17 protein-coding genes are annotated in these 12461 nt (G+C 68.7%); 8 read left to right on the top strand and 9 right to left on the bottom strand.

Annotated elements, in window-relative coordinates; all coding sequences use genetic code 11:
* Positions 1–5: 5 nt before the first annotated feature.
* Genes AB0L70_RS40935 through AB0L70_RS40920 form a run of 4 tightly spaced genes read right to left on the bottom strand, consistent with a single transcriptional unit; the run spans position 6 to position 2280 of the window.
* The gene (locus AB0L70_RS40935; protein WP_363692334.1) at positions 6–722 is read right to left on the bottom strand and encodes a hypothetical protein; all 717 of its coding nucleotides are present in this window, start codon (positions 720–722) and stop codon (positions 6–8) included.
* Between the two features lie 26 nt (positions 723–748).
* Entirely contained in the window at positions 749–1552 is an 804-nt protein-coding gene (locus AB0L70_RS40930; protein WP_363692333.1) for an exodeoxyribonuclease III, read from the bottom strand.
* 9 nt (positions 1553–1561) lie between these two features.
* A complete protein-coding gene (locus AB0L70_RS40925) occupies positions 1562–1810 on the bottom strand; it encodes a DUF3817 domain-containing protein (RefSeq protein WP_363692332.1) in 249 nt (82 codons plus the stop codon).
* Between the two features lie 2 nt (positions 1811–1812).
* Positions 1813–2280: a DUF2269 family protein gene (locus AB0L70_RS40920; RefSeq protein ID WP_363692331.1), complete on the bottom strand. Its 468-nt coding sequence runs from the start codon at positions 2278–2280 to the stop codon at positions 1813–1815.
* 76 nt (positions 2281–2356) lie between these two features.
* Here AB0L70_RS40920 and AB0L70_RS40915 point away from each other — a divergent pair, with 76 nt between their 5' ends.
* Positions 2357–2797 carry a MarR family transcriptional regulator gene (locus tag AB0L70_RS40915; protein WP_363692330.1) on the top strand — a complete coding sequence of 147 codons (441 nt, stop codon included), beginning with the start codon at positions 2357–2359 and terminating at the stop codon, positions 2795–2797.
* An 18-nt stretch (positions 2798–2815) separates the two neighbouring features.
* Here AB0L70_RS40915 and AB0L70_RS40910 read toward each other — a convergent pair whose 3' ends face one another.
* Positions 2816–3403, bottom strand: coding sequence for a TetR/AcrR family transcriptional regulator (locus tag AB0L70_RS40910; protein ID WP_363692329.1), 588 nt, complete (start codon positions 3401–3403; stop codon positions 2816–2818).
* Positions 3404–3476: 73 nt separating this feature from the next.
* Here AB0L70_RS40910 and AB0L70_RS40905 point away from each other — a divergent pair, with 73 nt between their 5' ends.
* From AB0L70_RS40905 to AB0L70_RS40885, 5 genes are read left to right on the top strand one after another with little or no spacing between them, the layout of a single operon-like run.
* Positions 3477–4310 carry an SDR family oxidoreductase gene (locus tag AB0L70_RS40905; protein ID WP_363692328.1) on the top strand — a complete coding sequence of 278 codons (834 nt, stop codon included), beginning with the start codon at positions 3477–3479 and terminating at the stop codon, positions 4308–4310.
* Positions 4307–5437, top strand: a complete 1131-nt coding sequence (locus tag AB0L70_RS40900) for a saccharopine dehydrogenase NADP-binding domain-containing protein (RefSeq protein WP_363692327.1) — start codon at positions 4307–4309, stop codon at positions 5435–5437. The genes AB0L70_RS40905 and AB0L70_RS40900 overlap by 4 nt, the downstream gene beginning before the upstream one ends.
* A complete protein-coding gene (locus AB0L70_RS40895) occupies positions 5409–6263 on the top strand; it encodes an alpha/beta fold hydrolase (protein ID WP_363692326.1) in 855 nt (284 codons plus the stop codon). The genes AB0L70_RS40900 and AB0L70_RS40895 overlap by 29 nt, the downstream gene beginning before the upstream one ends.
* A complete protein-coding gene (locus AB0L70_RS40890; RefSeq protein ID WP_363692325.1) occupies positions 6260–6655 on the top strand; it encodes a YccF domain-containing protein in 396 nt (131 codons plus the stop codon). Before AB0L70_RS40895 ends, AB0L70_RS40890 begins: the two co-directional genes overlap by 4 nt.
* Complete coding sequence (locus AB0L70_RS40885; RefSeq protein WP_363692324.1) at positions 6652–7383, top strand: MBL fold metallo-hydrolase; 732 nt, start codon at positions 6652–6654, stop codon at positions 7381–7383. Before AB0L70_RS40890 ends, AB0L70_RS40885 begins: the two co-directional genes overlap by 4 nt.
* Here the strand turns inward: AB0L70_RS40885 and AB0L70_RS40880 are convergent.
* Both AB0L70_RS40880 and AB0L70_RS40875 read right to left on the bottom strand, forming a co-directional pair.
* The gene (locus tag AB0L70_RS40880) at positions 7367–8599 is read right to left on the bottom strand and encodes an MFS transporter (RefSeq protein WP_363692323.1); all 1233 of its coding nucleotides are present in this window, start codon (positions 8597–8599) and stop codon (positions 7367–7369) included. The two genes, AB0L70_RS40885 and AB0L70_RS40880, sit on opposite strands and share 17 nt — an antisense overlap.
* Positions 8600–8627: 28 nt before the next feature.
* On the bottom strand, positions 8628–9140 hold the full coding sequence (locus AB0L70_RS40875; protein ID WP_363692321.1) for a hemerythrin domain-containing protein: 513 nt from the start codon (positions 9138–9140) through the stop codon (positions 8628–8630).
* Between the two features lie 52 nt (positions 9141–9192).
* Between AB0L70_RS40875 and ddaH the strand changes: the two genes are divergently transcribed.
* Complete coding sequence (ddaH, locus tag AB0L70_RS40870) at positions 9193–9948, top strand: dimethylargininase (protein WP_363692320.1); 756 nt, start codon at positions 9193–9195, stop codon at positions 9946–9948.
* On the opposite strand, the gene AB0L70_RS40865 is transcribed toward ddaH, so the two are convergent.
* Both AB0L70_RS40865 and AB0L70_RS40860 read right to left on the bottom strand, forming a co-directional pair.
* Positions 9917–10855, bottom strand: coding sequence for a tetratricopeptide repeat protein (locus tag AB0L70_RS40865; protein ID WP_363692318.1), 939 nt, complete (start codon positions 10853–10855; stop codon positions 9917–9919). The genes ddaH and AB0L70_RS40865 overlap by 32 nt on opposite strands.
* Positions 10848–12203 (bottom strand): DNA polymerase IV, encoded by a 1356-nt coding sequence (locus tag AB0L70_RS40860; protein ID WP_363692317.1) that lies wholly within the window; start codon positions 12201–12203, stop codon positions 10848–10850. The genes AB0L70_RS40865 and AB0L70_RS40860 overlap by 8 nt, the downstream gene beginning before the upstream one ends.
* Before the next feature lie 18 nt (positions 12204–12221).
* On the opposite strand from AB0L70_RS40860, the gene AB0L70_RS40855 reads away from it, so the two are divergent.
* Positions 12222–12398, top strand: coding sequence for a hypothetical protein (locus AB0L70_RS40855; RefSeq protein WP_363692316.1), 177 nt, complete (start codon positions 12222–12224; stop codon positions 12396–12398).
* Positions 12399–12461 lie beyond the last annotated feature (63 nt).

The raw sequence follows: 12461 nt of genomic DNA, 5'->3' as shown, positions 1-12461 counted from the left end.
CGAGACTACCCGGCAGGGACCCCCAATTTCATGGTCATAACAGTCAGCGCAGCAGCAACCGCGGCACGCGACTCGTCCGTGTGATCCAGTACGTCGAATCCGTGCCGCCCGTCGGGTACTTCGATGAGTTCGAGCGCGACCCCGGCAGCCCGGGCGGCCTCGATGAACGGCGGCTGCGTCGGCGCGACATCCGGGAGCTCGCGCCCCACCACCGTCATCACGATCGGCAGGCCACCGGCACCCGCAACTGCGTCGACCGGATGCACCCCGCGGATCGTGACGAGCTCACCGTCACCCAAGACCGGATACGTCAGGCCCAGGCAGCGCAGCCAGGCCGGCGGGTCCCGGAGAAGGTCGACGCAGAGCGGTGCACCTCCGGAGAAGTACCACAAGCCGACCCGGTCGCCGTCCACCCGCGGGTGGGCACGTACGGCTGCGATCGCCTTGGAAAGTGCAGTCAGAGAGCGGTCGTCATCGGGCAACCCGTCGGGACTGTGATCGACCACGGTGGCTACACAGCCACGATCGGCGAGCTGGCTCGCGTAGCCCTGGTAGATCAGCCACGCACTCGGCCGCGATCGTCCCTCGGCCTGGTACGGCACGCCGTGCACCAAGATGACGGCGGGTGCGGGCTCTGCGGCCGCGGGCAGGTACAACTCCAAGCCCTCGTGTGACTCGCGGGCCACGTCCGGCGTGGGCAGAACGAACGAAGGCTCAGGCATGGCCCTGAGCGTATGCGGGGTGAGGGCTACACGTCGTACGTCGCTACGACGGGCGCGTGGTCCGACCAGCGTTCGGCGTACGTCGGGGCTCGGTGGACCACGCAGGTCGTGGCTGCGGCGGCCAGTTCGGGGGATGCGATTTGGTAGTCGATGCGCCAGCCGGCGTCGTTGTCGAAGGCCTTGCCGCGCCAGGACCACCAGGAGTACGGGCCCGGCCCGTCGCCGCCGAAGCGCCGGCCGAGGTCGACCCAGCCGGCCTCGAACAAGCGATCCATCCAGGCGCGTTCCTCGGGGAGGAAACCGCTCTTCTTGCGGTTCGCCTTCCAGGCCTTCAGGTCCTCCTCGCGGTGGGCAATGTTGAGATCGCCGCACATCAGCACGTGCCGCCCGTCGGCGCGCAGTTCGGTCAGGCGGGCAGTGATCGCGTCGAGGAACGCGTACTTCTCCTCCTGCCGAGGCGGCGTCTCGAACTCGCCCGTGAACACGTACGTGCTCACCGCGGTCAGCGTCGACCCGTCGTCCAGTACGACGTCTGCCTCGACCCAGCGTCCGCAACCCGCGAACCGCTCCGGCCCGATCTCGCCGCGGATGTCCTTGATCGGACGCCGGCTCGCCACCGCGACACCCGCACGCCCTTTGTGCCCGTCGATCGAGGGCTCCGCATGCGCGATGTCCCAGTCGCCACCCAGCTGCTCCCGCAGCACCTCGTCCGTCGCCCGGACTTCCTGCATCAACAACAAGTCCGGATCGGTCGCCGCCAACCACGGCCCCATCCCACGCCGAACCGCAGCCCGAATCCCATTCACATTAACCGTGGCAACCGTCAGCACCCCAGAACCCTAGCGTTTGCGCGCCGACAGTTCGCGCAGCACCAGGTACCCGCCGACGGCGGGGACGAACGCCAGCAGCTTCGCGCGGACCGAGGCGCCGGCCGTCGCGAGCGTCGTCACGATCGTCACCAGGTACGCCGTCCCATGGGTCGGGCCGAGTGCGGACGACACAGCCGGCCAGTGCACCGTGAAGAGGTTCAGGAACAGGAGGCACACGGTCACCGCTTCGACAGCCGCAGCGATCTTGAGCAGCTTCATCGTCAGACACCCGTCGTGGAGCCGGGACGGACCACCATCAGGACCACGACGACCGCCCAGAGCAGGGCGAAGATTCCCGTCGTCATCGACAACACCTTGGCCTGTGGCAGCAGACCGGCCCGTACGTCGGGAGTCGCGTCGGCAGCCGCGAGAACGCGGGCCTGGGCTGGGAGCACCGCGAAGGCGAGCACGCCGGCGGCGAGTGCGGTGAGGACCATGGAGATGATCAGCCAGTAGTCGCCGAGCACGCCGAGTCCCGCGCCGACCGCGATGCCGAACACGGGCACGATCAGCCCGCCGATCGCGTAGACGCGGGTGATTTGGTGGAGGAGGTTCAGGGCGGCGGGGTCGGGCGAATCTGCGGCCAGGGTCCGGCGGGCCAGGGGTGGGAACATGCTGGCGGCGACCGTGACCGGGCCGATGAAGATGATGGCGGCCAGTACGTGGACGCTGAGCAGGAACTTGTTCATCGCACTCCCGAGGCTTGAGTTTCAGGCAGACTGTAACTCAAGTATCAGCCAAGCTGAAACCTGCGATGATGGCGGGATGGAAGAGACCGGGCAGCCGCCGATCAGTGCCGCGCTGCTGTTGATGATGCTCGGGCGGCAGCTTCGCGACCGGGCCGAGACCGAGCTCCGCCGGCAAGGGCTGTCGATGCGTCACTTCTCGGCGCTCGGCCATCTGGCCCATCACCCCGGCCTGTCGTACAGCGAACTCGCCAGGCGGGACGGGATCACGACTCAGAGCATGCAGTCCACCCTGCGGCAGCTCGAGGAACTGGGTGCGGTCGAGCGACTCACGGCACCTGGCCGCGGCCGGACCGCCGACCTGAAAGTCACCGAGTCAGGACGGGAACTGCTCGACCGCTGCCGAGCGATCCTGAACGGCATCGACCAAGAGCTCGACAGAGCCATCGGCGCCGACCAAACCGCTCAGCTCGCCACGACCACCCTGCAGGCGCTGACCGCGCTCAGTCGATCGTCCTAGAGCAGGCGCTGACTGTGCTCAGTCGGTTGTCGTGAGGATTGCGTCCAGGGACTGTTCGCAGAGGTGTTCCAGGACCGAGGCGGAGACGGTTGGGTTGTCGATCCAGAGAAGGAGGGTCTGTTCGACGTAGCCCTGCCAGCCGTGACAGGCGAGTTCGACTGTCGGGGTGACCGTGATCCCGCGCTCGGCGACCGCGCCGATCACCCATTGGCTGAAGACCTGGCGCACCTCGGAGTGCAACGCGCGTACGTCGGGATCGCCGGCGGCCGACATGAGCAGGGTGGCGCGGTAGAGCTGCGGTGCCTCGAGTACGGCGCGCACGAACGCGCGGATGCCCGACCGCAGTCGCTCCCCGGGTGGGAGTGCGGGGTCGGGGGCCGTTCGCAGCATGACCTCGGCAGCTGCCTCTTCGATCACGGCGTACTGGAACTTCTTCTTCGAGCCGAAGTAGTGGAACAGCAGGGCGGGGGAGACGCCGGCCTCGGCCGCGACCAGTTCGACGGTCAGCTCGCGGTGCGGGTCGGCCAACAGGACGCGTCGCGCCGCGGCGAGGATCTGCGCACGCCGTTCGTCGGGGCGCAGGCGGGCAGACGAGATCTCGGTCATGGGCGAAGTCTATTGAGTATTCGGTCAATAAGCACTTACTGTTGAGTACCCACTCAACAAGCTGGAGGTCCAGATGCGCCCGTTGCCCGGTCAGGTCGTCCTCATCACCGGTGCGTCCCGGGGGATCGGGGCCGCGGTCGCCCGCAAGCTGGCCGGCCAGGGCGCCAAGCTCGCACTGATCGGCCTGGAGCCGAACGAGCTGAAGAGGGTCGCGGAGGATTGTGGCCCGGACGCCGGTTGGTGGGAGGCCGACGTCACCGACACCGAGTCGCTGCGGACGGCGGTCGAGTCGGTGGCCGAGCGCTACGGCCGGATCGACGTGGTGATGGCGAACGCCGGTATCGCGGCGCCCGGCTTCACCCGGAGCATGGACCCGGAGGTGTGGGAGCGAGTCCTCGACGTCGACCTGTACGGCGTCTGGCGCACGGTTCACCTCACTCTGCCGCACCTGCTCGAGAGCAAGGGCTACCTGCTGCTGGTCTCGTCGCTCGCGGCGATCGTGCACATCCCCGGGCTCGCGTCGTACAACGTGGCCAAGGCCGGGGTCGAGGCGATGGGCGACACGCTGCGGCCGGAGCTCAAGCACCTCGGCGTGCGGGTCGGCGTTGCGCACATGACGTTCGTGGACACCGATATGGTGCGTGGTGTGGACGAGCACCCGGTGTTCGGCAAGGTCCGGACCGGCATCCCGCTGGCGAGCAAGGTGTACCCGCTCGACTTCGCGGTGGACAAGTTCGTGGCCGGCATCACCAAGCGCTCGCGGACCGTGCACGTACCCGGCTGGATCGGCGCGATGAAGGTGTTTCGCTGGGTGATTCCGCACGTGATCGAGGCGGGTTCGCGGTTCAGCGTGCCGAAGGCTGATCGGGCCGCACTCGCCTACGAGGAGAAGGCCGGCCACCAGTGAGCTACGACGTTGTCCTGCTCGGCGCGAGCGGCTTCACGGGTGCGCTCACCGCCGAGTACCTGGCGAAGAACGCGCCCGCCGACCTCAAGTGGGCCGTTGCCGGACGCAACCACAAGAAACTGGAGGTCTTCGGCAAGGACGTCCTGCACGCCGACGTGACCGACCCGAAGTCCCTCCAGGCCCTCGCCGAATCGACCAAGGTCGTCGCCACCACGGTCGGCCCGTACATCCAGTACGGCGAACCACTCGTCGCCGCCTGTGCCGACGCCGGGACGGACTACGTCGACCTCACCGGCGAACCTGAGTTCGTCGACCGCATGTATGTCCGCTACCACGAGCGTGCTGTCCAGACCGGCGCCCGGATCGTGCACGCCTGCGGCTTCGACTCGATCCCGTACGACCTCGGCGTCCAGTACACGGTCGAGCAACTGCCCGAACGCGTCCCGATCCAGGTTGACGGCCTGCTTCGCGTGGCCGGCCGGCCTTCGGGTGGCACGTTCCACACCGCGCTCACGGCGTTCTCCCGGCCGAAGCAGCACCTCGACGCACACCGCGCCCGCCGCGCGGCCGAGCCTCGCCCGGTCGGCCGTACGGCGAAGTCGGTCCGCGGCCGGATCCATCGCCAGGAAGGGTTCTGGGCGGTCCCGTTGCCGACCATCGACCCACAGGTCGTGGCCTACTCGGCCAGACTGCTCGATGCCTATGGCCCCGACTTCCGCTACGCGCACTACGCGGCGCTGAACAACCTCCCGATGGTTGCCGGCGGCATCGGCGCTGCCGGCTTCCTGGTCACGGCCGCCCAGGTTCCACCGGTGCGCAACGCCCTGCTCAGCAGGCTGAAGCGCGGCGACGGCCCGACTTCGGAGCAGCGCGCGAGGTCCTGGTTCAACGTCCGCTTCGTCGGCCGTGGTGGCGGCAAGCAGGTGATCACCGAGGTCGCCGGCGGCGATCCCGGGTACGACGAGACCGCGAAGATGCTCGGCGAGAGCGCGCTCTGCCTGGCGCTCGACGACCTGCCGAAGACGGCCGGCCAGACCACGACGGCCGCGGCCATGGGCCCAGCACTGCGCGAACGCCTCTCCAGAGCGGGGATGACCTTTGCCACCCTCAGCACGGACGACTACTAGCCGGGACGGCACCCGGATAGCCCTGCACGAGTACGGCGACCCCGCCGCGCCGGTCCTCATCTGCGTCCACGGCTACCCGGACAACGCCACCCTCTGGGAGCCCGTCGCCGACCACCTGGCGGCAGACTTCCGGATCATCGCGTACGACGTTCGCGGCGCCGGTGACTCGGATCACCCGCGCGGCCGAGCGGCGTACCGGCTGGAGCGGCTCGAGGACGACTTCGTCGCGGTGCTCGACGCCGTGTCGCCCGACCAGCCGGTGCACGTGCTCGCACATGACTGGGGTTCGATCCAGTCCTGGCACTTTCTCACCAGTGCCCGCCTGCGCGGCCGGGTGGCGTCGTACGTGTCGATCTCGGGTCCTTCGCTGGACCACGCCGGTCATTTCCTCAGGAAGCGCAACGCGGCGGTCGTCAGGCAACTGCTTCATTCTTGGTACATCTTCTACTTCCACCTGCCCTGGCTGCCCGAACGCGGCTGGCGGAAGGGCTGGGCGCACCGCGCCTTCAACCGGCTCGAGGCGCAGCCCGAGCAGGGCGAGCGCTCACTCGGCGACTACGTGAACGGCATCAACCTCTACCGGGCCAACGTCTTACCGCGCCTGCTCCGGCCCGAGCAGCGGCACACCGAGGTTCCCGTTCTCGCGGTCTCACCCGATGCCGACCCGTTCGTCACCACCCCGCTGCAGACCGACATCGCCCGCTGGGCCCCGAACCTGACCGTGAAGGTGGTCAGGGGTGGCCACTGGATGCCCCGGAACGATCCCGGACTCGTGGCCCGATTGGTGCTGGAACACACCCGTCAGGTGGCAGGCTGGGAGACATGAGGACACTGCTCAACCTGATCTGGCTGGTGCTCGCCGGATTCTGGCTGGCGATCGGCTACGCGGTCGCCGGCATCATCTGCTGTGTGCTGATCGTGACGATCCCGTTCGGCATCGCCGCGTTCCGGATCGCCGGGTTCACACTCTGGCCGTTCGGCCGGACGATGGTCGACAAGCCGAGTGCCGGTGCGGGCGCCGTGATCGGCAACCTGATCTGGATCGTCTTCGCCGGCTGGTGGCTGGCGCTGGGTCACCTGACCACCGGGATCGCGCTCTGCCTGACGATCATCGGCATCCCGCTGGGGGTAGCGAACTTCAAGCTGATCCCGATCTCGCTGCTTCCGCTCGGCAAGGAGATCGTGCCGACCGACCAGCCGTTCGCGACGGTTCGTTGAGATCCCTCACGGTCCTCGGCTCCTGTGGTGCGTGGCCCGAAGCCGGCCGCGCCTGCGCCGGCTTCCTGCTCGAGTACGACGGCTTCCGCGTGGTCCTCGACCTCGGGTACGCCGCTCTGCCACGACTCCTCGAGCACGCTCCGAAGGGCGAGGTCGACGCGGTCGTGGTGACCCACCAGCACCCTGATCACTGCGTCGACGTCAGTGCGCTCGCCCGGGTCAGGTACTACGAAGCACCGGACGCACCGCCCATCCCGCTGCATTGCCCGCCGGGCGTCCTCGACGTACTGCGTGCTCTTGAGCCGGAGCCGGATCCGGCGACCGTCTTCGCCGTACACGACCTGGCGACGACGACACAACTCGGACCGTTCGCGGTGGAGACTGTCGAGTTGCCGCACTACAAGACCAACCTCGGGGTGCGGCTGACCGCACCCGGCGTGACTGTCGCCTACACCGGTGACAGTGGTCCGTCACCGGAGCTGCGGAAGTTGGCCGAGGGCACGGATCTGTTCATATCCGATGCGACCCTGCAAGGCCCGTCGCCGCAGACAACACCGCGTTACATCATGACCGCGGCCGAGGCGGGTCGCGGTGCGCGTGGTGCCGGCCGGCTTCTGCTCACGCACTTCTGGCCGGGCTCGGAGCGGGGGATCTCGGTGGCCGAGGCCAGGCAGGAGTTCGACGGTGAAGTGATCGCGGCCGAGGAAGGTCTCACGCTGGGGTTGTGAGCCGCGCGTGCCGGAACGACGAGCGGTGCAGCAGAACCGCTTGGAGGACCATCCCGCCGACGCCGACCCACAGCGCCGTACGCGTGCCGTAGTGGTCGGCGATCAGGCCGCCGGCGGGTGCGCCGATGACGATCGCGGCTCGGTTGAAGGATCGGGTGGTCCCGTTCATCCGGCCGAGCAGGGCGCTGGGCGTGATGGATTGACGCCAGCCCATCTCGATCGGGCTGTCGACGCCGAGCGAGAAGCCCAGCACGAGTTGGCCGGCGCAGAGCAGGACGATGCCGAAGGCATCATCCGAAGCCAGCGGGACGGTCAGGAACGAGACCGGGCTGAGCCAACGGCAGGCGATGATCGCCGGGCCGACCCCGAACCTCCGGCCGGCCCAGCCTGAGGCGGTCGCTCCGATCAGTGAGCCGATGCCCGTGAAGGCGTAGGTCACGCCGAGCCAGGCCGGGCTCCACCCCAACGTGTTCAGCACGAAGACCACATAGACCGTCGTCATCACGCCCTGGAACACGAACCAGACATGGGAGGTCAGCGTGATCGGGGCGAGTGGACTGTCGCGATACACCCAGCGCAGTCCTTCGCCCATCTCCCGGCGCAGGTTCCGCGGCTGATCGGTGCGCTCGGCAACTTCCTCGGTGCGGGTCCGGACGGTCGCGAGTACGACGCCGGAGAGGAGATAGGAGACGGCGTCGATGAGGATCGCGATCGGTGCGCCGAGGACCTTGATCATTGCCCCGGCGAACACCGGGCCACCGGTCTGCGCGACCGCGCTGGTCTGCTCCAGCCGCGCGTACGCCGAAGTGAGCAAGCCGGTCGGCACGAGTGCGGGCGGGAACGACTGGTGGGCGGCGTCGTACACCAGGGACAGCGTTCCGAAGACAAGGACGACCGCGATCAGCAGCGGCAGACTCAGTACGTCGAGACCTGCGGCCAGCGGGATGACTCCCAGGACCACGGCCCGCGCGAAGTCGGCGCCGACCAGGATCGGCTTCCGGCGATAGCGATCCACGATGGCGCCGACGAGCAGTCCGACGAGCAGATACGGCAACCACCGGGCCGCGTTGAGGATGCCGACCTCGGCGCCGGTCGCGTGCAAGGTGACCACGGCAACGACCTGCAACGCGAGGCCGGTGACGGACGAGCCGACCGTCGACACCGCATCGGCGAACCAGAACCGTACGTATCCACGATGTTCCAGCAGGCCCGCCACACCGGAACCCTATGTGGCGGGCCTACGGCTACTCGGCCTGGGCCACGATCTTGCGGACGTTGGCGATGTCGCCACAGCCGGACTCGATCAAGCGGGCGCGCTCCTCGGCGAAGCTGTCGCCCAGCTTGCGCCGTACCTCCTCGGACACGTCGGTCCGGGCCGGGTTGAGCACGTCGCGCTCTTCCTCGTCGAGGTGGTGGCTGAGGGCCTCGGACAACTCGTGCAGCTTGTCGCCGAACTCCTCGCTGCCGGTGTCGTCGACCTCCATCAGCTCGAGCAGTGCCTCGTTGCCCTCGTCGTGCTCGTGCTCGGAGTGCTCGACCTCTTCGGCGTCGATCGCATCCTTCTTCCGGAGCTCCGGGTAGACCTTCGACTCCTCGGCCTCGGCGTGCGCGATCAGCACGGTGGCCAGGTCGGCCAGCACCGCGGCCCGGTCGCTCTGGACGTCACGCAGTTCGCGCAGCGCCTCTTCGAACCAGCGGTGGTCCGCCAGGATGATCTCGACCACGTCACCACCCGCTGCGGGCAGGATCTTCGGCATCCGCTTCCCTCTCTCTCACAGGACCCTCCCGGTACCCGGTTAACCTGCGGACATGCCCGCAGCCCTGATCCGCCGTCCCAGCCCGCGCCTCGCCGAGGGGCTCATCACCCACATCGAACGCACCCCGGTCGATGCCGACCTGGCCGTCCGCCAGTGGCAGGGGTACGTCGACGCCCTCGAGGCGCACGGGTGGAGCACGGTCGAGGTCCCGGCGATCGACGAGTGCCCGGACGGCGTCTTCATCGAGGACACGATGGTCGTGTACGGCGAGGTCGCCGTGATCGCGCGCTCCGGCGCCGACGAGCGCCGTCCGGAGGCCGCGGCCGCAGCGCGAACGGTGGGGGAGCAGGGCTACCGCATCACCCACATCACGGATCCCGGCACGCTCGACGGTGGCGACGTACTCAAGATCGGCTCGACCGTGTACGTCGGTCTGGGTGGTCGCACGAACGCCGAAGGCATCCGGCAGCTCCAGGAGGCGTTGCCGGCAGCCGACGTACGCGCGGTACCGGTCCACAAGGTGCTGCACCTGAAGTCGGCCGTGACCGCGCTGCCCGACGGCACCGTGATCGGCTACGAGCCACTCGTCGACGACGCGACGGCGTTCGACCGGTTCCGTGCCGTGCCCGAGGAGGCGGGATCGCACGTCGTCCTGCTGGGGGAGGGCCGGCTGCTGATGGCCGCGTCGGCGCCGACGTCCGCGGAGCTCTTCGAGCAGCTCGGCTACACGCCGGTCGTCGTGGACATCAGCGAGTTCGAGAAGCTCGAGGGCTGTGTCACGTGCTTGTCGGTGCGCCTTCGCCGCTGAGCAACCGCCGCGCCTGCCCCACCGCGACCACGTCGCGCTTCTTCCCTCGAGCCTCGGCCACCTCGCACGCCTCCACCAGTGCCGCGCGATAGACCGACGTATCAGGGTGACCCGGCTCGGCGTCGCTGACGGTCGTCGTCAGCGCGTCGAGGGCGTCGGAGATCTCGCCACACGCGAGCAACGCCCGCCCGAGCGCGGCCCGGTCGCGGAGTAGCTGCGGATCGCGCCGGTCGAACCCTTCCGCGTCGACCGCGACGATGTCGGCGAGCAACTGCGCCTCGGACCGCGGTCCGCCAACCATCAGGCGCGCGCCGGTGACTGCCTCGGTCGCGGCCCGGGTCAGGTCGTGGTTCGGCCCGAACACCCTGGCCAGTTGCGGACCCAGCAGCTCGAACCAGGCGATCGCCCGTCCGTAGTTCCTGGTCGCCAGCAAACCCTGCGCGACGCGCAGCCGGACCCGCAGTGTCGCCGGATCATCCGCCGCGAGCACCTTCTCCCGATCGGCCAGCGCCGACTGGTAGAAGGGCAGCGCCTGACCCGGCTCACTCTGCTCCCAGTACGCCTCGGCCTGTCGGTACGACGGATCACTGTCGAGCTCGGGGTAATCCACGAGTGCCGACACCGGCTGACGCTGGACGACCGTGACGACCGGCTGATCGATCACCTTCCGGCCGATGAACGTCCGGCCGCCGGTCGGGATGATCCGGTACCGGCCCACCTTCGACACCGGGATCCACAGGATCGTGCTGTACAGCGTTCGTACCGACGACCCGCAGTTCTCGCAGATGTCGCGATGCCCGTAGAAGCGACTCCCCATCGGGCCGGCCGCCCCGGCAGCACGCCAAGCGACCGACGACGACGCACACGGACCGCAGAACGGGTAAACCCCCCGCCGTTCCTCATTCATTTGGCTCATTCTGGTCCTTTTCGGGTCCGTCGTCTTCATCCGGGGCACCGTGGACCACTTTTGACAGCGCCGGGTCGTCGACGGCGAACGTGCGAACCGGGCCGGGCCGGGTGTCGGCGGTCTCGAAGCGGACCGTGACGCGGCCGCGTCCGGAGCCCCAGACCCAGCCGCGCCCGTGGTCCGGATGCGCGACATCCTGACCCGGGTAGAACCCGATCTGGTCGCGTGGCCGCTCGGGCAACTCGATCACCTCGAGCGGCGCCTCGGAGTGCTCGCTCTCGGTGAAGAGGTCGTCCTGGATCCAGTCGGCGAGTGACGAGACGCCCACTCCGAGCAATCGGATGCCGCCGCCGATCTCGCTGTCGTCGAGCAGCCGGCGTGCGACCCGGGCGATCACGCGGGCGTCGTCGGTCGGCCCGGCCAGCGTGGACGAGCGGGTGTGGGTGGTGAAGTCGTGCATGCGGGTTTTCACCGTGACCGTCCGGCCGGAGAGCTGGGCCTTCTGCAGGCGTTCGGAGACGCGGTGGGCCATCCGGTCGCCGATCGCGGCGAGCAGCGCGCGGTCGATGATGTCGGTCTCGAAGGTGTCCTCGACACTGACCGACTTCGTCTCCCGGTCGCTCACCACCGGCCGGTCGTCGGCGGCGACCGCGAGCCGGTGCAGGCTCGAGCCGTGCGCGGATCCGACCTGACGGATCAGCTCGTCCTCGTCGAGTTGCTGCAGGTCCGCGACCGTACGAACGCCGGCCATGCTCAACCGCTGCGCCGTCGCCGGTCCGACACCCGGGATCACTGTCACCTGCATCGGCGCGAGGAACTCGGCCTCCGTCCCCGCAGGTACGACGACCACACCGTCCGGCTTGTCGAGGTCGCTCGCGATCTTCGCGATCAGCTTCGATGTCCCCGCGCCCACCGACGCGGTCAGCCCGCCGCTCGCCTTGTGGATCGCCGCTTTCAGATCGCGAGAGATCGCCTCGACGTCGTCGACCGTGAGCCCGCTCAGCCCGGCCGCGGCCAAGTCGATGAACGCCTCGTCCAGCGACAGCGGCTCGACCAGCGGCGAGAGCCCCCGCATCTCCGCCATCACCGCCTGGCTCGACTGCCGGTACACCTCGAACCGCGGACCCAGGTACGCCGCGTGTGGGCAACGGGACCGCGCTTCCGCGGTCGACATCGCGGAGCGGACGCCGTACTTGCGGGCCTCGTACGACGCGGTCGACACGACCCCGCGGACACCGACGCCGCCGACGACCACGGGCTTGCCCCGCAGCGACGGCTTGTCCCGCTGCTCGACGGCCGCGAAGAACGCGTCCAGATCGACATGCAGCACCGACGGATCCCCTCGCACGGTCCCAGTGTCCCTGCTATGACCGACAATTCCGGCATGAGCTTCCCCGCGCACTGGGACGACGGCACCGATCCGACCAGCCCCGACCACCAGATCCATTGGTACGACGACCGTACGGCGATCATCCGGCAGTCGCTCCGGACCAACTTCGAGGGACCGTTCAGCCCCGGTCTGGCTCCATACCCCTCACTCTAGAGCCGGTCCCGAACAAATTACGCTCAGTAGGCATCCCAATGTGTGAGATTGCCCTGAGAGCGG

It is taken from the genome of Kribbella sp. NPDC051952, from assembly GCF_040680855.1.
In the GTDB taxonomy this organism is placed as follows: Bacteria; Actinomycetota; Actinomycetes; order Propionibacteriales; family Kribbellaceae; genus Kribbella.
The sequence above is the reverse complement of the archived record's forward strand: the minus strand, read 5'-3'. Positions and strand labels throughout refer to the sequence as shown.